Origin of the sequence: Microbacterium marinum, from assembly GCF_014204835.1 — a bacterium.
Lineage (GTDB): Bacteria > Actinomycetota > Actinomycetes > Actinomycetales > Microbacteriaceae > Microbacterium > Microbacterium marinum.
In genome coordinates, this window is record NZ_JACHMD010000001.1 from 813,987 (window position 1) to 833,349 (window position 19,363).

17 protein-coding genes are annotated in these 19,363 nt (G+C 69.3%); 8 read left to right on the forward strand and 9 right to left on the reverse strand.

Translation table 11 applies throughout. From position 1 onward, the window contains the following. The first annotated feature begins 32 nt into the window (after positions 1–32). Genes BKA24_RS04015 through truA form a run of 3 tightly spaced genes read left to right on the forward strand, consistent with a single transcriptional unit; the run spans position 33 to position 2,716 of the window. Positions 33–875 (forward strand): universal stress protein, encoded by an 843-nt coding sequence (locus tag BKA24_RS04015; RefSeq protein WP_184215406.1) that lies wholly within the window; start codon positions 33–35, stop codon positions 873–875. Positions 876–906: 31 nt separating this feature from the next. Further along, a complete protein-coding gene (locus BKA24_RS04020) occupies positions 907–1,821 on the forward strand; it encodes a PfkB family carbohydrate kinase (protein WP_184215409.1) in 915 nt (304 codons plus the stop codon). 46 nt (positions 1,822–1,867) lie between these two features. Beyond that, a complete protein-coding gene (gene truA, locus BKA24_RS04025; protein ID WP_184215411.1) occupies positions 1,868–2,716 on the forward strand; it encodes a tRNA pseudouridine(38-40) synthase TruA in 849 nt (282 codons plus the stop codon). Positions 2,717–2,815: 99 nt separating this feature from the next. On the opposite strand, the gene BKA24_RS04030 is transcribed toward truA, so the two are convergent. Beyond that, positions 2,816–3,388, reverse strand: a complete 573-nt coding sequence (locus BKA24_RS04030) for a hypothetical protein (RefSeq protein WP_184215413.1) — start codon at positions 3,386–3,388, stop codon at positions 2,816–2,818. 225 nt (positions 3,389–3,613) lie between these two features. Here BKA24_RS04030 and BKA24_RS04035 point away from each other — a divergent pair, with 225 nt between their 5' ends. From BKA24_RS04035 to BKA24_RS04045, 3 genes are all read left to right on the forward strand, one after another. Beyond that, positions 3,614–4,264 carry a hypothetical protein gene (locus BKA24_RS04035; protein ID WP_184215415.1) on the forward strand — a complete coding sequence of 217 codons (651 nt, stop codon included), beginning with the start codon at positions 3,614–3,616 and terminating at the stop codon, positions 4,262–4,264. A 210-nt stretch (positions 4,265–4,474) separates the two neighbouring features. After that, the gene (locus BKA24_RS04040; protein ID WP_184215417.1) at positions 4,475–5,314 is read left to right on the forward strand and encodes a fructose 1,6-bisphosphatase; all 840 of its coding nucleotides are present in this window, start codon (positions 4,475–4,477) and stop codon (positions 5,312–5,314) included. Positions 5,315–5,365: 51 nt separating this feature from the next. After that, positions 5,366–7,069: a glycosyltransferase gene (locus BKA24_RS04045; protein WP_184215419.1), complete on the forward strand. Its 1,704-nt coding sequence runs from the start codon at positions 5,366–5,368 to the stop codon at positions 7,067–7,069. Between the two features lie 85 nt (positions 7,070–7,154). Here BKA24_RS04045 and BKA24_RS04050 read toward each other — a convergent pair whose 3' ends face one another. After that, positions 7,155–8,177 carry a response regulator transcription factor gene (locus tag BKA24_RS04050; RefSeq protein ID WP_184215421.1) on the reverse strand — a complete coding sequence of 341 codons (1,023 nt, stop codon included), beginning with the start codon at positions 8,175–8,177 and terminating at the stop codon, positions 7,155–7,157. A gap of 477 nt (positions 8,178–8,654) precedes the next feature. Then, entirely contained in the window at positions 8,655–9,665 is a 1,011-nt protein-coding gene (locus tag BKA24_RS04055) for a glycoside hydrolase family 6 protein (RefSeq protein WP_343065914.1), read from the reverse strand. A gap of 31 nt (positions 9,666–9,696) precedes the next feature. Between BKA24_RS04055 and BKA24_RS04060 the strand changes: the two genes are divergently transcribed. Then, positions 9,697–10,392: an endonuclease/exonuclease/phosphatase family protein gene (locus tag BKA24_RS04060; protein WP_184215423.1), complete on the forward strand. Its 696-nt coding sequence runs from the start codon at positions 9,697–9,699 to the stop codon at positions 10,390–10,392. 9 nt (positions 10,393–10,401) lie between these two features. On the opposite strand, the gene BKA24_RS04065 is transcribed toward BKA24_RS04060, so the two are convergent. The 6 genes from BKA24_RS04065 to BKA24_RS15885 all read right to left on the reverse strand — a co-directional run bounded on the left by BKA24_RS04065 (position 10,402) and on the right by BKA24_RS15885 (position 18,900). Continuing rightward, a complete protein-coding gene (locus BKA24_RS04065; RefSeq protein WP_184215426.1) occupies positions 10,402–10,956 on the reverse strand; it encodes a cell wall protein in 555 nt (184 codons plus the stop codon). Positions 10,957–11,033: 77 nt separating this feature from the next. Beyond that, positions 11,034–12,812: a DUF4012 domain-containing protein gene (locus BKA24_RS04070; protein WP_184215428.1), complete on the reverse strand. Its 1,779-nt coding sequence runs from the start codon at positions 12,810–12,812 to the stop codon at positions 11,034–11,036. A 27-nt stretch (positions 12,813–12,839) separates the two neighbouring features. Further along, entirely contained in the window at positions 12,840–13,970 is a 1,131-nt protein-coding gene (locus tag BKA24_RS04075; protein WP_184215430.1) for a nucleotidyl cyclase domain-containing protein, read from the reverse strand. Further along, positions 13,967–15,601, reverse strand: coding sequence for a sensor histidine kinase (locus BKA24_RS04080; protein WP_184215432.1), 1,635 nt, complete (start codon positions 15,599–15,601; stop codon positions 13,967–13,969). The genes BKA24_RS04075 and BKA24_RS04080 overlap by 4 nt, the downstream gene beginning before the upstream one ends. Positions 15,602–15,644: 43 nt before the next feature. Then, positions 15,645–17,123, reverse strand: a complete 1,479-nt coding sequence (locus BKA24_RS04085) for a sugar transferase (RefSeq protein WP_184215434.1) — start codon at positions 17,121–17,123, stop codon at positions 15,645–15,647. A 139-nt stretch (positions 17,124–17,262) separates the two neighbouring features. Beyond that, entirely contained in the window at positions 17,263–18,900 is a 1,638-nt protein-coding gene (locus tag BKA24_RS15885) for an ATP-binding protein (RefSeq protein WP_184215436.1), read from the reverse strand. 87 nt (positions 18,901–18,987) lie between these two features. On the opposite strand from BKA24_RS15885, the gene BKA24_RS04095 reads away from it, so the two are divergent. Continuing rightward, complete coding sequence (locus BKA24_RS04095) at positions 18,988–19,356, forward strand: response regulator transcription factor (RefSeq protein WP_343065916.1); 369 nt, start codon at positions 18,988–18,990, stop codon at positions 19,354–19,356. The last annotated feature ends 7 nt before the right edge of the window (positions 19,357–19,363 follow it).

The window sequence follows — 19,363 nt, forward strand, 5'->3', positions numbered from 1 at the left end:
CAGGCGCGTCGCCCGATGAAGGGATGGACACCATGGCCGGACAGATCGTCGTCGGAGTGACGGGAGCGCGCGTGTCGCGCCGGGCCGTCGACTGGGCCACAGCCCGGGCCGTGCAGTGGAAGCAGTCCGTCGAGTTGGTCTCCGTCGTCGGCGGCGCGATCGGGACTGTCGGCGAGGCCGAGGTGCTGGGCGCCGCGCAGACCGCGACGCAGCAGCTGCTCGACGGCGAGGCCGAGCGGGTGCGCACGGCCGGGGTGACCGTGTCGACGCGGGTCGAGTCGGGCAACCCCGTCACGAAGCTGATCGAGGCGTCGGCGGATGCCGCGCTGCTGGTCATCGGCAGCGACTACCGCGGCGCGGGGACGGGGCCGGCACGCGGCGTGCACGGCATCCGTATCGCGGCGGGGGCGAAGAGTCCCGTCGTCGTCGTGCCCGACCGTGACCTGGGTGAGGGGTCGGGGGTCGTTGTCGGCATCGACGGGTCGAGCGTGTCGGAGCATGCGATTGAGTTCGCGGCGGCGGAGGCTGACCGGCTGAGTGAGCAGCTCATCGCGGTGAGCGCGTGGACGCCGCTGCACACGCCGCGCAACGCGATGGAGGTCTACCCCGATCTGTACCTCGCGAATATGCAGTCGACGACGGAGGAGATTCTCGCGCTGTCGCTCGCGGGCCTGTCGTCGCGCTACCCCGACCTGAAGGTCGTACGTCGCGCCGAGCGGGGACACCCGTCGCAGGTGCTGAGCGAGATCGCCGGCGACGCGCGCATGGTCGTCGTCGGCACGCACGGACGGGGCGCGATCGCCCGGTTCCTGCTCGGGTCGATCAGCCAGGAGGTCCTGTCGCACCTGCCCACGGTGACGGCCGTGGTGCGGTGAGCCGCCGCTGGTTCTCTGACACAGTTGCTGCATGAGTTCTGCTGACCCTGCGCCGCACGTCCTCGTGATCGGCGAGGCCCTCATCGACATCGTCGTGCGCGACGGCCGCGAGGCCGAGCACGTCGGCGGCAGTCCGGCGAACGTCGCGGTCGGTGTCGCGCGTCAGGAGGTCGCGACGACCCTGCTGACCTCACTCGGTCGTGACAGTCGTGGGCGCCGCATCGCCGCGCAGGTGGAGTCGTCGGGTGCGCAGGTCGCCGACGCGTCGTGGACGGATGCCGCGACCGCCACTGCGCGGGCGGAGATCCAGCCCGACGGGTCGGCGCGGTACGAGTTCCGCATCGACTGGACGCTCAACGCCGACGCCGCGGCGGAGCTCGTGGATGCGGCATCCCTCGTGCACGCCGGGTCGATCGCGCTGTTCCTGCAACCGGGTGGCGAGACGGCGCTCGCCGCGCTCGAGCGCGCGAAGGCGCGCGGCGCCGTGGTGACGGTGGACCCGAACATCCGGCCCGCGCTGGTCGGCGACGACGCGCTCGCGGTGGCAGAGCGTGCGTTCGCGGCGGCGTCGATCGTGAAGCTGAGCGACGAGGATGCCGCGGAGCTCTACCCCGGCAGGTCGCCGCGCGAGGTGCTCGAGGCGATCGCGGGGCATGGTCCGCGGGTGGTCGTGATGACGCGCGGCGGCGAGGGCGCGATCGCTCTCGGTGCGGGCGGGGTGGTGGAGCAGGAGCCGCTGCGGGTCGAGGTCGCCGACACCATCGGGGCCGGCGACGCGTTCATGGCGAGCCTCGTCGCGAGCGCGGTGGGCGACGCCGGGCTGCTCGCGGGCGATGCCGATGCGCTCGAGCGGGCGCTCCGCCGGGCGGCGGTGACCGCGGGCGTCACGGTATCGCGGCCCGGCGCCGACCCGCCGTCGCGTGGCGAGGTCGACGACCTGGTGTGAGGCGCCCGCCGCATGGCGCCCCGATCCCGCCGACTAGGCTGAGGCCGTGCGCCTGCGGATCGATCTCGCCTATGACGGCACCGACTTCAGGGGTTGGGCGCGCCAGCCCACCCTGCGCACCGTGCAGGGGACGCTCGAGGCGGCCATCGCTCGCATCCTCGGCGGGGACCCGCGCCTCGTCGTCGCCGGGCGAACGGATGCCGGCGTGCACGCGTCGGCCCAGGTCGCGCACCTCGATCTCACGGAGGCGCAGGAGCATCGGCTGCGCGCGGGTCGGAATCCCGACCCGACGGCGCTCGCCGCTCGCCTGAACGGTGTGCTCGGTGCATATCACGATGTGGCGGTGCATCGCGTGCAGGTCGCGCCTGAGGGTTTCGACGCCCGCTTCTCGGCGGTGTGGCGCCGCTATTCCTACCGGCTCGCCGATCGCACGACGGGGTACGACCCGCTCGACCGCGCCCGCACGACCTATGTGAACGCCCACCTCGATGTTGAGGCGATGGATGCCGCCGCGCGCGGCCTGCGCGGCCTGCACGACTTCGCCGCCTACTGCAAGCCGCGCGAAGAGGCGACCACGATCCGCACGCTGCTCGAGTACGACTGGCACCGCGATGAGCGGGGGACCCTCGTGGCGAACGTGAAGGCCGATGCGTTCTGCCACAGCATGGTGCGTGCGCTGGTCGGCGGCTGCGTGGCCGTCGGCGAGGGTCGGCTCACGCCCGCGCACCTGGCGGAGATCCGCGACCAGCTGCAGCGCGTCAATGAGGTCAAGGTGCTCGCGGCCCGGGGGCTCACGCTCACCGAGGTCGGGTATCCCGCGGACGATCTGCTCGCCGCGCGCGCCGAGCAGACCCGCGCCCGCCGCGAGCTCGGAAGCCCCGCTGAGTCTGCGTGAGGTCGCGCCGCGGGCTGGTCGCGATGGGCGCCGCGCAGACACAGAAGAACCCCCGGACCGTGGCCCGGGGGTTCTTCTTATGCGATGGTTCGCGAGTGCTTACGCTGCCTGGCGCGAGCGGCGCACCGAGGTGGCCACTGCGATGCTGGCACCGGCGAGGACGAGGACGCCACCGCCGACCCAGATGCCGAGGAGCTGGTCGCTGTCGAAGCCGTTGACGGGAAGGACGCCGCCGTCAACGTCGCCACCGGTCGCCGCGACCCGGATGGTGATCGGGTCGAGATCGGTGCCGCTCGGCGTGCCCTCTGTCGCCAGGGTGTACGTGCCCGAGGCGTCCTCGGGCAGCGTGACGACTGCCTCGGGGTTGGAGACCGGCTTCGTGACCGACGTCGAGGCGTCAGCCGAAGCGGCGATACGGGCGAGGCTTGCGCCCGTGATGCCCTCGCCGCTCAGGGTGAACGTGACGGAGGTGTCGGAGTCGGGAAGTGCGCTGACGTTGACGAACAGCGTCACGGGTCCGCCCGGGGCGATGGTGACGGTACCGCCGGGTGCGACGGTGACGGCACCGCCGGGTGCGACGGGAGTGTAAGCGTTCGCGACGGCCGGAGCCGCGAAGACCGCCGCTGCGGCAAGAGCGAGAGCCGCCGCTGCCTTGCTGATCTTGTTCTTCATGGTTTCTGCTTTCGGTCGTCGTGACAGAGGACGAGAAAGAGACCTGAAGCCCCAACCCATGCCCCCTGATGGTTGGACATGACTAAGTATTCAGGAATCGCTCAGGGACTGCAAGTTAGGAGAGTTTCGAGAAGGTAAACTTTCGCAACCTCTCGAGGCCGCCGCAGACTGCCCGACACGCCCGACCTGAATAGACTGGCCGCACAGCAGCCTGAAGGGGATCTCATGCGCCACGGTACGCGCCGCCACGCTCGGTGGGCAGCGGCATCCGCTCTGGTCGCCGGAGCGATCGTGCTCGCGGGCTGCGGTCCGTCGCCGTGGGCGCTGCAGAGCCCGGAGCCGACGGTGACTGATCCGGCCGGGAGCGCGGCGCCGACCGACGTCGCTCCGCCGGTCGAGAACGACCTGTCGGGCGGCTCCACCGAGCGCCAGGTGACCGCGGGCGCGGTGACGGCGACCATCGACTACTGGTCGACGCTCCGCATGGACAAATGGACGCCCAACGCCGTCAAGCCCGTCAGCCTGTCGATGATCACGAAGGTCAAGCCCAACGACGGTCAGAAGGTCTACCTGCAGAAGGCGACCATGCTCGCCGTGCCGGCCAACGCGACCGAGTCGTTCGAGGCACTGACCCCGCAGGTCGACGAGTCGTCGCTCAACGGCACCCCCGGCTACCTCGTGCTCTCGCCGTACAGCTATTCGCAGACTTTCAATGTCGGCCAGGTGCCGGCTGAGGCGACGTACGTCACTGTGCAGTTCACCTTCGACTACCTCGTGCAGACGACGCCGAAGTCGAAGGAGTACGCGAAGCAGACGGCGAGCGACACCCTCACCATCGCGATCGCGCAGCCCGCCGACGACGGCGCCGAAGACTGACATCGCGCGCCGAGAGGGCGCGTACCCGGGGGAACCTCAAGAAAACCTCAAGATCCGCAAGGCGAGGTAAAGACCACCGCGAGGGTCCCGCAGATCCGGTCGATCCGGCCGATCGTGCCCGTAGGTTGATGGACGTACCACCGGCGGCGGTCACCCGAAACCGCCGCCGGTCCTTCTTCCTCATCCACTCCGTCTTCGAACGAGGCACCCATGTCGATCCGACTCTCGCGCCGCGCCCGCGTCGCCGCCGTCGCCGCGCTCACGGCCGCAGCCATCTCGCTGACCGGCTGCGCTCAGGTCATCGACGCGTTCAACTCCATCTCCAGCCCGAACGAGGCGGCTGCGACGCCGGCGCCGAACGCGACGCCCGTCACCGGTGAGGTCGAGATGCCCTTCGACTCCCAGTTCACGTACGACGGCTCCGTGCAGATGACGTACGAGATCGCCGACGGGCTGCAGATCATCCTCGACTTCTGGGCCGTCGACTCCAAGCGCACGCGCGAGTGGTACCCCGACAACCCGAAGACGTTCGGCTTCGCGGTGAACGTCAAGGACACCCGCGTCGACGAGAAGGCCGTCCTGAAGCAGAAGCGTCGGGTGTTCCTCTCGAACGTGAGCATCAGCTCGCAGACGGCGCAGACGTCGAACCAGGTGAGCTCGCCGTTCCAGTTCAGCTCCGACCCCCGCACGCTGGTGCCGACCGACACCATCCGTTCCAGCAAGGGTCTGCTGATCAACAGCTACCAGGGTGGTCTGCTCGTTCCCGAGACGACGATCAACCAGCTGCCGCAGGACACCTACGGCATCACGCTGCAGTTCGCGCTCGACATCTGGGTCGAGGGCACCGCGAACGATTCGAAGAGCTTCACCCAGCAGACGGTCTACCCGGTGATCCCGATCGCGATCTATCCTCGTGAGACGGAGACGGATGCCGCGACGGGCAGCACAACGGACGGCACCACGACCGACGGCACGACCGGTGACGGCACGACCGGGACCGACGGGTGGACGACGACCGGCGGCAACGGCTCGGGCCCGACGACCCCCTGACGGGTCGCATCCGCGTAATCTCAGAGTCGACGTCCACAACAAGGAACTGACGTGACGAGTCCGTACATCCCCGGCCCGCAGGGCTGGCAGCAGGCGCAGCCGCAGCAGCCGCAGGGCTGGCAGCAGCCCGCGCAGCAGTGGCAGCAGCCGGCTCAGGACGGTCAGCAGTGGCAGCCGGCGCCGCAGTACCAGGCGCGGCAGGAGCAGTGGCAGCCTGCCGCCCAGCCCGCCGAACCCCAGTGGCAGGAGCCGCAGTACGGTAAGGGCCAGTGGCAGGAGGCTCCGCAGGGGTCGTGGGATGCCGCCGGCGACCAGTCCTACCCGGGCGCCGTGGGCACGTCGCAGGACCTGCTGCCCGTCGACGAGTTCGCCGACGACTTCGCGTCGGTCCTCGAGAACACCTCGGTGCACCGGTCGACGATCGGCTGCGTCATTCCGGCGTACAACGAGGCCGAGTCGATCGCCGACGTCATCCGCTCGCTCCTCGAGCAGAGCCGCGTGCCCGACGTCATCCACGTCGTGGTGAACAACACGTCCGACGACACGGTCGCGATCGCGTCGGAGTTCTCGGGCCCGCACGAGGTGGAGACCGAGCTCGGTCTGCAGTTCACCGAGGTGTTCGTCCACGACATCGGCAAGAACCCCGACAAGAAGGTCGGCGCGCTGAACTACGGCTACGCGCTCGTCGAGGGCTACGACTACCTGCTGGGCGTCGACGGCGACACCACGGCCGACCGCCGCGCGGTCGAGTACCTCGAGAACGAGGCGGTCTCCGACTCGCGCATCGGCGGCATCTCGGCGATCTACACGATCGACGACCGCCCCATCAAGGGCTTCATCGCGAAGTGGCTGATCACCGGTCAGCGCACGCAGTTCGCGGCCTTCAACCTGCAGAACCTGCTCCGCGGCCGCAACATGGCGGTGCTCGGCGGCCAGTTCTCGATCTTCTCGACGACCGCGCTCCGCGACGTCATGAAGGCGAACCACCAGAACTCGCCGTGGGTGAAGGACTCCGAGGTCGAGGACTCGCTCCTCTCCCTGCAGATCAAGTCGGCGGGCTACCTCACCAAGATCAGCCCGTTCGCCCGCGCAGACGTGGGCGGCATGACCACGCTGAAGGGCTACGACGCCCAGCAGGTGAAGTGGACGTACGGCGCCATCGAGCTCATGTGGCCCGGCCAGCGCGGTGACACGAAGGGCCAGCCCTTCCACCCGAACCTGCGCCTGCGCTGGTTCGAGCAGTTCTCGATGCTCACCAACCTGTTCGTGCGCGTCGTGTTCATCACGCTGCTCGTGGCATCCCTGTCCATCAACGCGTTCGTGTTCTCGGCCTGGTGGCTCATCCCGCCGTTCATCGCCGCGGCGCTGAACTACCGCATGGCACGGGCGATGGAGAAGTCGAACTCGCGTGACGTCGCCTTCGCGGTGCTGCTCTTCCCAGCCGAGATTTTCATGTGGATCCGCATCAGTCACTTCATCCGATCGTGGAGCCGCTTCCTCTCGAAGAAGAAGGTCGACAACTGGGCCCTGCAGGCCCGCGCCGAGAAGGGCGGGGCGAGCCTCGGCCACTGGGCGCCGTTCATCATCCTCGCCATCGTGGCCGTCGCCATGGCCGCCATCTGGAACCTGCTCGACCCCGTCACCCAGTCGGCGATCCTCTGGGTCGGCTGGCCGGTGCTCGGTATCGTCACCGTGCTCCAGACCCTCACGATGGCTTTCAAACTGTTCCAGCGACACCAGGGCTACAAGGTCTGACCCCGAAATCAGATCAGCCCACGCGAAACCCCCGGTCCGAAAGTGCCGGGGGTTTCGTTGTTGATGGATGCCGCGGCATCCCCGATCAGGCAGAGGTGACGGTCTCGGAGGTGAGCCGGTAGCCGACGCCGCGCACGGTCTCGATGTAGCGCGGGTTGTTCGGGTTGTCGCCGAGCTTGCGGCGGAGGTTCGTCATGTGCGCCTCGATGGCGCGCTTGTCGGCCTCGCCGACGAAGTAGCTCGTGACGTACGACTCGCCGCGGAGGACGAGCGTGAGGTCGGCCTTGCTGCGCACGCGGCGCTTGGACTCCATGAGGGTGGAGAGCAGGTCGAACTCGGTGCGGGTGAGGGTGAGTTCACGGCCGCTGACGAGCACGACGCGGTGCTCGGCGTGCACGGCGAGGTCGCGGTGGATGTTCCAGCCGGGGCCGCCCACGGGCGGGGTCTGCGGCGACATCGGGGCGACGTCGGTGCCGGGGCGGTATCCGTTCGGCGGGCCACCGTAAGCCGGCCCCCCGTTCGGCGGCAGCACGACCGCCTGGCCGCCCTGGTGAGGGGCGACCGGCTGCTGCGACGGGGCCGGGTAGACGGGCGTCATGATGCGCTCGTCGAACACGGGCGTCGTGGGCGCGAGGTCGGGCTGCATCGGCTCGGCCGGGCGTGCGCCGGGGAACGAGGGTCCCGCGGCTTCCTGCCGGGGAGCTGCGGGTTGGACGGTCGACCCGGTGCGAGGGCGCCGCAGCAGCGATTCGACGCGGGCGCGGAGCTCGCGGGGGCGGAAAGGCTTCACGACGTACTCGTCGGCGCCGGCGCCGAGGCCGAGGACGACGTCGGCCTCTTCTTCGAGGCCGGTGATCATGATGATGTACGTGTCGCTCTGGGCGCGGATGCGCCGGGCGGCTTCGAAGCCGTCGATGCCCGGCATGTTGACGTCGAGCGTGGTGATGAGTGGCTGGTACGACAGCACCGCACGGACGCCGTCGATGCCGTTGCCGACCGAGACGGTCGAGAACCCGGCCGCTTCGAGCACCTCGACGATCAGGTGACGGATGTCGGGGTCGTCCTCGACGATCACCGCTGTCTTGTGCAGCGTGCTCGGGTCACTCATCTACCTTGGCTCCCAGCGTCCCGTGATATGAGGTCAGCCCTCATGCTACACAGGGGGCGCGGATGCCCTCGCCAGCACGTCCACGTGGCAGTACTTGTCGCTATCGGGGTGGGGTTGCGGCGTGTTGTGCCACCTGGACGGGTGGGTGCCGGGGTCCGGGTGCCGCGCCGCTGGTTCAGGTGGCAGGTGTTGTCGGTTTCGGGGTGGGGTTGCGGCGTGTTGTGCCACCTGAGGGGTGGGTGCGGGGCCCGGGTGCCGCGCCGCTGGTTCAGGTGGCAGGAGTGGTCGCTTCGCGGGTGGGGTTGCGGCGTGTTGGGCCACCTGAGGGGTGGGTGCCGGGGTCCGGATGCCGCGCCGCTGGTTCAGGTGGCAGGTGTTGTCGGTTTCGGGGTGGGGTTGCGGCGTGTTGTGCCACCTGGACGGCGAATCACGGATGCCGCGGGTCGGCGCGCGTCGCAAGTGCGAGCGCCCCGCAGGTCAGCGCGCGTCGCGGGTGAGCTCGACGGCGGCGCGGGGCCAGAAGACGCCGGCCTTGGGGCCGCCGTTGCATTCGCCGTCGCTCTCGCCAGGCGGCTTGATCCACAGGTTGGTGTCGACGATGTCGTCGCCGAGGGTGCCGCCGGGCTCGCCGACCTTCTGCCACGGCGGGTTGCACCATTCGCCGCCCGACGACGCGGCGCCGTTGCGCGACGTGTCGACGAGGGCGTGCGCGCCGTCGAGCTTGGCGGAGAGCTCCGCGGCATAGGCGAACTCGTCGCTGCTCGACTGATAGTTCGACACGTTCGTCGCGAACCCTCGCACCTTCCCGACGACGCCGGTCTGGCGGATGAGGTCGGCCATCTGGTCGGCGCCGAGCCAGTTGCTGTGGCCGCCGTCGACGTAGATCCAGGTGTTCGGCGCGCTCAGCTCGTCGACCGCGGCGCTCAGCTGCCGGGCGCGGTCGGCGATGTTGCCGCAGTCGGGGGCGAGGGCGATGCTGTCGGGCTCGAGCACGACGATCTTCTGCAGGTCGGGCGCGGTGTCGAGGGCGCGGCCGATCTCGTCGAGCCAGCGCGGGTAGTCCTCTTCGGACAGTCCGCCGGAGGAGTAGTTGCCGCAGTCGCGGCCGGGCAGGCCGTAGACGACGACGGCGAGGGTGCGGCCCTGGTCGCGTGCCTGCGAGATGAGGCTGATGACGGTGTCGCCCGCCTCGCCGATGGGGTCTTGCTCGGGAGTGAGCCAGTAGGCGGTGGGCTGCTCGGACAGCCAGGTGGCGGCATCCTTCTCATCGCCGTTCAGGTCGTCGAGCGCCGCCTTCGCCTTCGACTGCGAGGGGGCGACGACCGTCGTCCCGACGCCGGGGGACTGGGCCGTGAGGGCGTAGAACCCGCGGGTCACGAGGTTGCCCACCGTCCCGATGATGACGATGACCAGGACGAGGACGGCGACGATGGCGACGGGGACGAGTACGCGGGCCGGGGGCATCCGCAGCTTCTTCCTGGGAGCCACTCTTGAACTCTAGTCATAGGCTTGATGCTCGATGATCACTGTCGTCTCGTACAACCTGCGCAAGCACGCCGCTGCCGGCGAGCTGGTCGAGCTGGTGACCCAGCACGACGTGGACGTGTTGTGCCTGCAAGAGGTCGACACAACTGACATGCCCGAGCGCATCGGCGGACTGAAGCTGGCGGATGCCACGCGGCAGAACCGTCTGGGACTCGCGATCTACTACCGCGAGAACGGCTTCCGCGCCGGCCCGAGCCGCACGTTCTCGCTGAAGAAGTCGCTGCACGACATCGTGCTCAAGCCGGCCGACGAGCGCATGCTCGGCCTGCACCTGCGCGATATCGACAACGGCACCGACTTCATCGTGGCGTCGTTCCACGCGGCGCCGCTGACGGCGCTGAACTCGCTGCGCCGGCATCAGATCCGCGCGGCGTTGAAGGAACTGTCGACGCTCGGCAAAGGCGACCCGATCCTGATGGTCGGCGACTTCAACTACCCGGTGTTCAAGGAGAACCTCGGACAGGTGGTGCGCGAGAGCGGCTACGAGCTGAGCCTGAGCGATGCGCGCACGTACACGCGCTACAAGTTCTTCCGCGGTCACTACGACTTCGCGACGTCGACGGGATTCGAGATCGAGCAGGTGACGACGCTGCCGCAGGGGGCGAGCGACCACCTGCCGATCCTCGTGACGGCGACGCCGATCACGCGCAAGAAGCCGTCGGCCGCGTAACGCGGGGCGTCAGTCGTCGGTGTTCGCGCGGTGGCGGCGGAGCGCCGCGGCGCCGACGATGACCACGCCGGCGAGCAGCAGTGCGCCGCCGCCGACCCAGAGGCCGAGCAGCTGGTTGCTGTCGAAGCCGCTGATGGGGAGTGCGCCGCCTTCGCCGGAGGCGTCGATCACGGCGCTGGCGGTGCCGCCCGCCGAGGTCGGCGAGACGGCGGCGATGTTGTAGACGCCCCGGGCGTCGGAGGGCAGCGTGATCTCGACGGGGGCCAGTGCGCCGTCGCGGTCGGACTCGCGCACGGTGCTCGCGGTGGAGATCTCGGTGCGGACCATGCCGAAGCTCGCGTTCGCACCGTTCTCGCCGGTGACGGTGATGGTCACACGCTCTTCGGCACCGAAGGTGCGGTCGTCGCACGCGAACACGATGACGCCGCCGGGGCTCACGCTGCCGTCGGCAGAGCAGGCGTCGACCGGCGGGTAGATCGTCGACGCGGATGCCGCGGCGGGCACGGCGACGAGCATCGCCGCGCCGAGAAGGGCGGGGACGAGCAGGCGGGGCGTGCGAGGCATTGGGGAGCTGCTTTCGCGAGGGCTGCGCTCGCCGTGGGGCTCGCGCCGAGGGTGGTCTCGGGAGAAGTGTACCCCGGTTACTCGCCGCCGCAGGAGCTCTGCAGCACGGGGGAGAGGTCGGCGTCGGCGGTGGGGGTCATCCACGCTTCGGCATCGGTGATGGCGGTGTCGGCGCGCACCGCGATCGTGATGGTCTTCGTCTCGCCGGGCTCGAGGTCCATCGTGTAGCTCAGCACCTGTCGGTCGCCGACCATGCCGCCGCCGAAGCCGGTGCCGTTTCCGTTGACCGAGGTGACGACGTCGAACCCGGCGGGCAGGTAGACCTCGCCGACCGTGCGGGCGGTGCCGGCGGGCACCCCGAACGCGCCACCGCCGGTGATGTAGCGGGGGAGGGAGGTGGCGGCATCCGTGGGGGCGCTGTTGGTCAGCGAGACGTCGAGGGTGAGGGTGCGCGGGGTGGTGCCGGGGCCGCAGCCGTCCCAGGTGAGCGTCACGTCGGGGGTGACGTAGTAGTCCATCTTCGACCCGGTGCCGTCGTTCATGTACACCCCGAGCCGGGCGGTGTCGTCGTCTGTCGCCGGAACCGGCCCCGAGAGGGTGGTCTGGGCGAGAAGCTTCTGCTCGGCGTCGTCGGCGCTCCAGAGGAGCAGGCGGTGCTCGGTGCCGGAGCGGCCGAGGGCGGTGACGAGCTTCGCCGGGTCGACGTTCCCGTCGGTGAGCGCCTGGAACACGGCCGCCGCGGCGGAGGCGAAGAACGCGTCCTGCATCCGAGGGTCTTCGTAGCGCAGGTAGACGTCGTTGAGCAGCAGCTGCACCGCGTTGTCGCTCGTGAGCTCATCGCCGGTGGGGAGCTGCACGGGGCCGGTCGCCTCGAGCAGGTACGAGAGCGCGACCGGGTCGAGCGAGATGACGCTGCCGACAGACTGCCCCTCGCGGGCGGCGAACTCCTGGGCGAGCCGGCCGGTGAGCGAGAAGTCGGGCACCTGCGTCACGTTCTGCAGGTAGCGCCCGGGCTTGAGCTGGTAGATCGTCTCGTACTCGCCGAGGTCGAGCACCGGCCGGTCGTAGCTCGCGATGTCGCTGGAGGAAAGCTGGCCGGTGAGGGCGATGCGCCCCTCGTTCGTGCGGATGACGGATGCCGCGCCGACGATGCCGCCGAGGGTGCGCCATTCTGCGTTGTTCTGCGTCACGAGCAGGTGGTCGCGGGGGCCGTCGGCGCCGAGCATCGACGGGAGGAGGCTGCTCGCGCGGGCGAGCGCGTCGGTGGCGGTGGTTGCCTGCTGGAGAAGGCCGTCGACCTCGTCGACCGCGTCTTCGACGATCGGCAGCAGAGGTCGGCGGTCGACCGCGGCGATGTCGTCGCGGGCGGATGCCGCGACGTCGGCGGCACGCCAGGACGGAGCCTCCAGCTCGGCGAACACGGTGGTGTCGATACGGCCATCGACAGGGCGGAAGGCGTCGGTGCCGAAATCGCCCGCGACGGCGGCGATCGGTGCGGCGGCGTCGGTGACGACGCGGTCGATGGCGTCGGCGACGTCGGCGACGGCGGCGAGCTGCGGACCGATCCAGGGGAGCGCTTCGGCGCCGGCCCAGATCGGGTCGGAGGTGAGATCCCGGGCGGCGGAGGTGTGCGCGCCGAGGTCGTCGATCGCGCCCGCGGCTGCACCGATGTCGTCGAGCTGCCCGGCGATCTCGCCGGCCGACTGCTGCGCCGTGCGGAGGTGGTCGTAGGCCATTGCGCCGCGCACGCCGATCCAGACGGTCGCGATCACGGCGAGCACGACGGCGGCGAGGAGCGCCCAGACGATCACGCGACCGGCGGTGCGCGCGGGGGAGGGCAGGAACGGCTCGGGCATCGGGTCGATCCTACGGGGACGGGCTCGTCAGCTCGCGAAGACCGCGCGCTCCCAGCGGTCACCGCCGGAGATCTGCGCGTGCTCGGCGGCGTCGGCGGCCGAGGCGCAGAGGCGGACGAGGTCGTAGTCGGCGAGGGTGGCCGTGGCGACACCGATGCTGGCGGAGAGCCGCACCGGGATCGCCTGCTGGTCGGTGACGGTGGCGATGCGCTCGAGCAGCCTCGACAGGATCGCGCGCACGGCGGTGTCGGGGCGGGGGAGCAGCACGACGTACTGCGTCGGCGAGAGGGCGTGGATGTCGGCTTCGGGTGGCATGACCGAGCGGATGTCGTCGGCGAATCGACTCGTCACGCGATCGAATGCGCGGCCGCTGGAGGCCTCGAGGAGCTCGCCGGGATCGTCGAGGCGCACGTCGACGACCGACCACCACTTGTCGCCGATCACCTTGGCGCGGTCGAGGCGATCTTGGGCGAGGAGTCGGAAGTCGGAGATCTCACGCGTCTTGTTCTGCGCGTCACCGCCGCGCGAGATGGAGAGCAGCGTGATGATCGCGCAGATGAGGTAGACGCCGGCGACGAGTTCGTTCATCGAGCGGAGGCCGATGATGTCGAGTTCGGTCTGGCCGGCGCCCCCTTCGAGGACGTGCACGAGACCGTCGACGAGCAGCAGCACAGTGAGCGTCGCGAAGGCGAGGTTCGCGACGATGAGCGGAAGGGAGAGGTCGCGCAGACGCTTCTCGACCCGGCTGAGTTCATACGCTGCGAGCGCCGAGCACACACCGGCCGCGGCGAACGCGATGCGGAAGACGAGGCCGTACCACTCCGTGGTAGCCGCGAAGCCGAGCGCGATCGTGAACAGGCTGAAACCGATGATCACCGGGAAGAGCATGATCGGCTCGCGGCCGCGGCGGGCGCGCAGGCCCACCCAGAGCAGACCGGTGGCGCACAGGATGGGGCCGTTCGCCGCCGCGCGCAGGGTGGTCGAGTCGATCGTGTCGGCCGTGACGAGCAGGTAGCTCGCGACCATCGCCGTGGCGAACGCGCCTGACCAGATCGACGCGTGGCGTGAAGGGAAGGGCAAGAAGCCGAGCCCGATCATGACGATCGTGCAGGTGGTCGCGATGGCGACGAGCACCGTGGTGACATCGACGGTCGTCACGAGTCACCTCCTTCGGTGGTGGGTTCGGCGGGAAGGGTGATCGACACGGTCGTGCCGCGGCCGAGCGTGCTCTCGACCGCGATGCTACCGCCATGGCTCTCGACGATGTCTTTCGTGATCCCCATGCCGAGGCCCGTGCCGGTGATGCCGTCGTCTTGCACGCTCTGTGCGCGGAAGTAGGGCGTGAAGATGCGCTCGACGTCTTCGGGTGTCATGCCGATGCCGTCGTCGGCGATCGCGAGTTCGATGCGGTCGCCGACGCGGCGGGCCGTGACGCGTACGGCGCCACGGTCGGTGTACTTGATGGCGTTGCTGAGCACGTTGTCGATGACCTGTCGCAGCCGGAACTCGTCGCCAACGAGCGTGAGCGGTCCGTCAACGGTGCATTCCAGGGCGATCTCGGCGGCGGTCGCGGCGGGGGTGAAGGCTTCGACGGATGCCGCGACGAGATGCGCGAGGTCGAAGTCGGCACGCGAGTGGTCGGCCTCGGGGGTCTGGGTGAGGATTCCTTGGATGAGGGTGAGCATGCGCTCACTCGCCGACTCGATGACTTCGAGGTGCTCACGTTGCGTGTCGGTGAGCCCGCCGCTTTCGAGGAGCAGGTCGGCGTGGCCGAGGATCGCCGTAAGGGGATTGCGAAGCTCGTGCGAGACGACGCGACTGACGTTGGGCTGCTCGCGCTGGGCTTCGGAGACGGCGGTGAGGTCTTCGAGTTCGATCAGGTACGTCGGTTCGCTGAGCGAGTTCGCCTCGGCGGTGCGAATCGAGAGACCCATGGCGCGCCAGGTACCCGCACGGTCGAAGAGCCATAGGCGTTCGCGTTCGACGGTCTCGCCGCGACCCGCGCGAGCCACGGAGGTCTGTGCCGCCGGCAGGGCGGTGCCGCGGTGGTCGGTGTATTCGACGGCACCGCCGGTGGAGAAGCGCAGGTCGCGCGGGTCGAGGGAGTACAGCGCGCGGTAGGCGGTGTTGGCGGCGACGATCTCACCGGCGGAGCTGATGCGGGCGAGGGCGACCGAGATGGAGTCGAAGACCGCGTTGACGCGCTGCTCAGCGGCTTGCACCCGGTGGAGGGTGCGGTCGAGGCGGTCGGCCTGCCGGCGGGTGAGGTGCCGAAAGGCGCGCGTCCGGCGAGCCCCGACGATGATCGTGATGCCGAGGAAGGCGAGGGCCAGCACGACGATGAGCAGCTCGAGCACAACCGCTGACGAGTAGCCGCGAGGCCACGAGTCGATGAGGTTCATCACGCCGGTGATGACGAGGCCGATGATCAGTTCGCGGGTGCCGTAGTAGGTCGCGATCCAGGCGATGGGGAAGACCCAGAGGTAGCCGAGGTTCGATTCGGCGATGGCGAGCAGGCCGACGCCGATGATGTCGAGCAGCGGCAACACGAGGGCTGCCCATTTGGGGTATCGCGCCCACGGGGTGACGAGCGAGGCGGTGGATGCCGCGACGATGAGGATGATGCCCGCGAGGAAGGCGCCGTGGGTGAGGAGCAGTTCGTCGAGGATCGCGATGACGACGGCGATGGCGACGGTGCTGAAGGTGAAGATCAGCTGCCACTGCCAGACGGAGCGCGTGCGCGTGCCGATGAGCTGGCTGTCTGCCCATCTGCTCACGAAAGTCTGCATGCCACGCTCCGTGGCCAGCTTAGCCACGTGCATCGGTCGGGGCTCAGAAGGCGGTGTCGCCGGGGGCGAGGGCGGCTCGTCCGGTCTTCACGAGGATGACGAAGTCGCCGACGAGGCTCCAGTTCTCGACGTAGGACAGGTCGAGGCGCACCGATTCATCCCAGGTGAGGCTGGAGCGTCCGCTCACCTGCCAGAGGCCGGTGATGCCCGGCTTCACGAGGAATCGCCGGTGCACGTGGTCGGCGTACTGTTCGACCTCGGCGGGCAGCGGCGGACGGGGGCCGACGAGCGACATCGATCCGCCGATGACGTTGAACAGTTGCGGCAGTTCGTCGAGGCTGAGGCGGCGCATGATGCGGCCGATGGGGGTGACCCGGGGGTCGTTCCTCATCTTGAAGAGCACCTGATTGCCGGCGTCGCGCTCGAGGGCGGCGAGATCGGCGAGGAGGTCTTCGGCGTTGGTGACCATCGAGCGGAACTTGAGCATCGTGAACTCGCGGCCGCCGTGCCCGATGCGGGTCTGCCGGAAGAGGATGGGCCCTTCGCTGGAGAGGCGGATGGAGACGGCGAGGAAGGCGAGGAGCGGGCTGATGACGATGACGCCGAGCGTGGCCGCGGTGACGTCCATGATGCGTTTCGCGACGCGCTGGCCGCCGCTGAAGCGCGGCGTCTCCACGTGCAGGAGGGGAAGGCCCGCAACGGGCCGTGAGTTGATGCGTGGGCCGGCGACGTCGGCGATACCGGGAGCGAGCACGAGGTGCTGGCGGCCGGCCTCGAGGCCCCACGAGATCTCTTTGACCTTGTCGGCGGGGAGTTCGTCGGTGCTCGTGACGACGACGGTGTCGGCGCCCGCGACCCGCATCGCGCGGGAGACGGCTGAGATCGATCCCATGATCGGGATCGTGGTGCCTTCGATGGTGTCGGCGACGGCGCCGGTGGGGACGCACGCGCCGACGACGTGGTAGCCCGCCGAGGGGTTGCGCAGCAGCTCGTTGGCGATCTCGACGACGGATCGGCGCGAGCCGACCAAGAGCACGCGGGCGGAGTAGGCCCCCGCCTTGCGCTGTGCGATCAGCCACTGCCGCCAGAGCCAGCGCTCGAACAGCAGGACGAGGATGCCGAGCGGGAGGCTCAGGAGCAGGAAGCCGCGGGCGACTTCGATTCGAGTGAGGAACGCGATGATCGCGATGACGCCGAAGAGGGTGATGCTCGAGCGTGCGATTCGTGCGTACTCGGCGCTGCCCGCACCGATGACGCGGTGATCGCGGGTGTCGGCGAGGGTGAGCGCCAGCATCCAGACGGCGATCAGGGCTGCCGAGAAGGCCCAGTAGGAGATGTCGTCGTCGACGAACCCGCCGGCGATCGCGAGGTCTGCCTGTCCCATACCGAACCATGCGATCTGGGTGCCGAAGACGACCCAGATGAGCACGAGCAGGTCGCTCACCCACAGGCGCTGCGAATAGCGGCGTCGCCAAAGATCCGGCGGTGCCACCACCTTCTGTGAGCCAGTGTCTTCGCTCATGTGCGCGTGTGACACATCGATCGCCACCCGTTCGCCCTTCCCCCCGACGATTTCCCCACCGTGCACGCTAGCAGGACCGTGTGACGCTCGGGTGTCGACAACGTCTCGCGCTGACTCGACCCGGACATGGCGCAGAGCCTCAGTCGGAGGCGGGCAGGATCAGTGAGGCGCGGGTGCCGTGTCCGGGGGTCGAGTCGAGTCGCACGTCGCCGTCATTGCGACGGGCCAGCTCGCGCGCGTTGGCCAATCCGAGCCCGAGGCCGGCGGCCGAGACCCCCTCGGCTTCGGCCCCGCGGTAGAACCGCTCGAACGCGTTGGACAGCGTGTCTGCCGCCATACCCGGTCCGTCGTCGGCGACGACGATGACGATGTGGTCGCCGTCGCGGTGGGCCGACATCTTCACGCTGCAGTTCGACCCGAACTTCACGGCATTGGAGACGAGGCTCCACAGCGCCCGGCGTGCGTCGATCGCGCTCGCCGCCGCAACGAGCCCAGTAGGGGCGATCGGGTCGATCGTGCTGCCGCGCGTCTCGGCGTCGGGCAGGTGGGCGGCACGCACGTCGTCGACGAGCGCGTCGACCGAGATCGGTTCGATCGTTGCTCCGGCCATTCCGGCGGAGTGGTGCAGGTCGTCGAGCAGCGACTTCAAACGTGTGGCGCTGCGATGCACGGCCTGTGACCACTCGGCCTGCTCAGTGGGCAGCTCGGCGCCGACGAGCAATTCGCTGTAGCCGAGAATGTTGGTCGCGGGGGTGCGCAGCTCGTGGCTGGTCGCGGTCACGAAATCTTCGCGCTGGCGCTCGAGATCGAGCTGCATCCCGAGGGCAGCAGCGCGTTCACGTTCTGCCTCGGCGACATCATGGGCCGCTCCGAGGGCGAGTGCTTGGCTGACTTTGCCCTCGTAGCGCGAGGCGACGATAAGCACTGTGAAGATGCCGACCGCGCTCATGAAGGTCACGAGCGTGATCGCCGCGTCGATCTCGCCGAGGACGGCGCCAGTGAACGACCCGGTGTTGGTGAGGACGACGGCCAGGACGGCGACCGCGATGATGACCGACTGGGCGAGCGCGACCGCCATCGGAAAGCGCAGGGTGCCCCACGTGAGGATCGCGAAGACGAGGAAGGCAAGTGGGGCGTTGGATACCGGCCCGAACGCGACGAGAATCGCGACCGCCGCGCACACGGAGTAGATCGTGAGTTCGAGGGCACTGACGCGTTCGGGGATGGTGGGGGGCAGCAGGGCGAACGGCGCCAGCAGCATCATGGCGGAGCTGTGCGAAGCGAAGGCGACGAGCGCTGTGCCGGTGACCGAGGTCTGCGAGAACAGGAAGCTGGCGAAGCCGATTGCGATGCCGGCGACGACGGCAGAGGCGAGCACCGCCAAGACGAAACGCGACGCTCGGGCGAAGGAGTCGATCACGACGGGTTGGCGCCAGGCGCCGATCAGGGTGACTGCGAGTGCCACCTCGGCGGTGTTGATCGCTCCGAGAATGACGGCGAGCGCAAGGGGGCGCCCGACCACGATGCTTGACAGCGAGGTCACCACGAAGACCACGGTGAAGGCGAGGGCTCGGCGCTCGGGCCGTGCGCGCAGCACGAACCAGAGCGAGACGCCGACGGCAGGCCACCACACCGCGATGGGAAGGCCGGTGGCGCGCAGCGAGACGGCGAAGATGCCGAGCAGGAGGATCGCGAGGGAGCTGCCGGTCCAGAAGACCCAGGGGAGGAGGCGGAGGGCGCGCGGGTGTCCGGAGTCGGTCGCGGCGCGCGTGGTCACGGGTACACCGTACCCTCACGCGCGAAGCGCGAGTGTATCGTGAGAGCAGCGCCGCCGTGTCGGTGTGAGACAGAGCAGGTGGAGTACGTGGCACACGTTCTCGTGGTGGAAGACGACACCGACGTCGCCTCTTTGCTGCACCTCGTGTTGTCGTCCGTCGGTCACGAGGTCGACGTGGCGCATGACGGTGGCGCAGGACTCGCCGCGGCGTACGCCCGCCACCCTGACATGGTGATCCTCGACTGGATGATGCCGGTGAAGACGGGCATCGAGGTGTGCTCGACGCTGCGGGCCGATCCGGAGTTCGCCGGTACCCGCATCATGATGATCACCGCGCGTTCGTCGCCGCAGGACATCTCCCGGGCGAAGGCCGCCGGCGCCGACGATTACTTCGTGAAGCCGTTCACGCCGCGCGAGCTCCGCGCCCGCGTCGCGACGCTGCTCGACGCCGGCTGATCGGGCG

What these genes read in the sequence shown, in the direction of transcription:
- BKA24_RS04060 (WP_184215423.1), top strand. Translation starts at nt 9,697, where the DNA reads ATGATCACTGTCGTCTCGTACAACCTGCGCAAGCACGCCGCTGCCGGC.
- BKA24_RS04015 (WP_184215406.1), top strand. Translation starts at nt 33, where the DNA reads ATGGCCGGACAGATCGTCGTCGGAGTGACGGGAGCGCGCGTGTCGCGC.
- BKA24_RS04050 (WP_184215421.1), bottom strand. Translation starts at nt 8,177, where the DNA reads ATGAGTGACCCGAGCACGCTGCACAAGACAGCGGTGATCGTCGAGGAC.
- BKA24_RS04080 (WP_184215432.1), bottom strand. Translation starts at nt 15,601, where the DNA reads ATGCAGACTTTCGTGAGCAGATGGGCAGACAGCCAGCTCATCGGCACG.
- BKA24_RS04085 (WP_184215434.1), bottom strand. Translation starts at nt 17,123, where the DNA reads ATGAGCGAAGACACTGGCTCACAGAAGGTGGTGGCACCGCCGGATCTT.
- BKA24_RS04070 (WP_184215428.1), bottom strand. Translation starts at nt 12,812, where the DNA reads ATGCCCGAGCCGTTCCTGCCCTCCCCCGCGCGCACCGCCGGTCGCGTG.
- BKA24_RS04030 (WP_184215413.1), bottom strand. Translation starts at nt 3,388, where the DNA reads ATGAAGAACAAGATCAGCAAGGCAGCGGCGGCTCTCGCTCTTGCCGCA.
- BKA24_RS04035 (WP_184215415.1), top strand. Translation starts at nt 3,614, where the DNA reads ATGCGCCACGGTACGCGCCGCCACGCTCGGTGGGCAGCGGCATCCGCT.
- BKA24_RS04065 (WP_184215426.1), bottom strand. Translation starts at nt 10,956, where the DNA reads ATGCCTCGCACGCCCCGCCTGCTCGTCCCCGCCCTTCTCGGCGCGGCG.
- BKA24_RS04040 (WP_184215417.1), top strand. Translation starts at nt 4,475, where the DNA reads ATGTCGATCCGACTCTCGCGCCGCGCCCGCGTCGCCGCCGTCGCCGCG.
- BKA24_RS04020 (WP_184215409.1), top strand. Translation starts at nt 907, where the DNA reads ATGAGTTCTGCTGACCCTGCGCCGCACGTCCTCGTGATCGGCGAGGCC.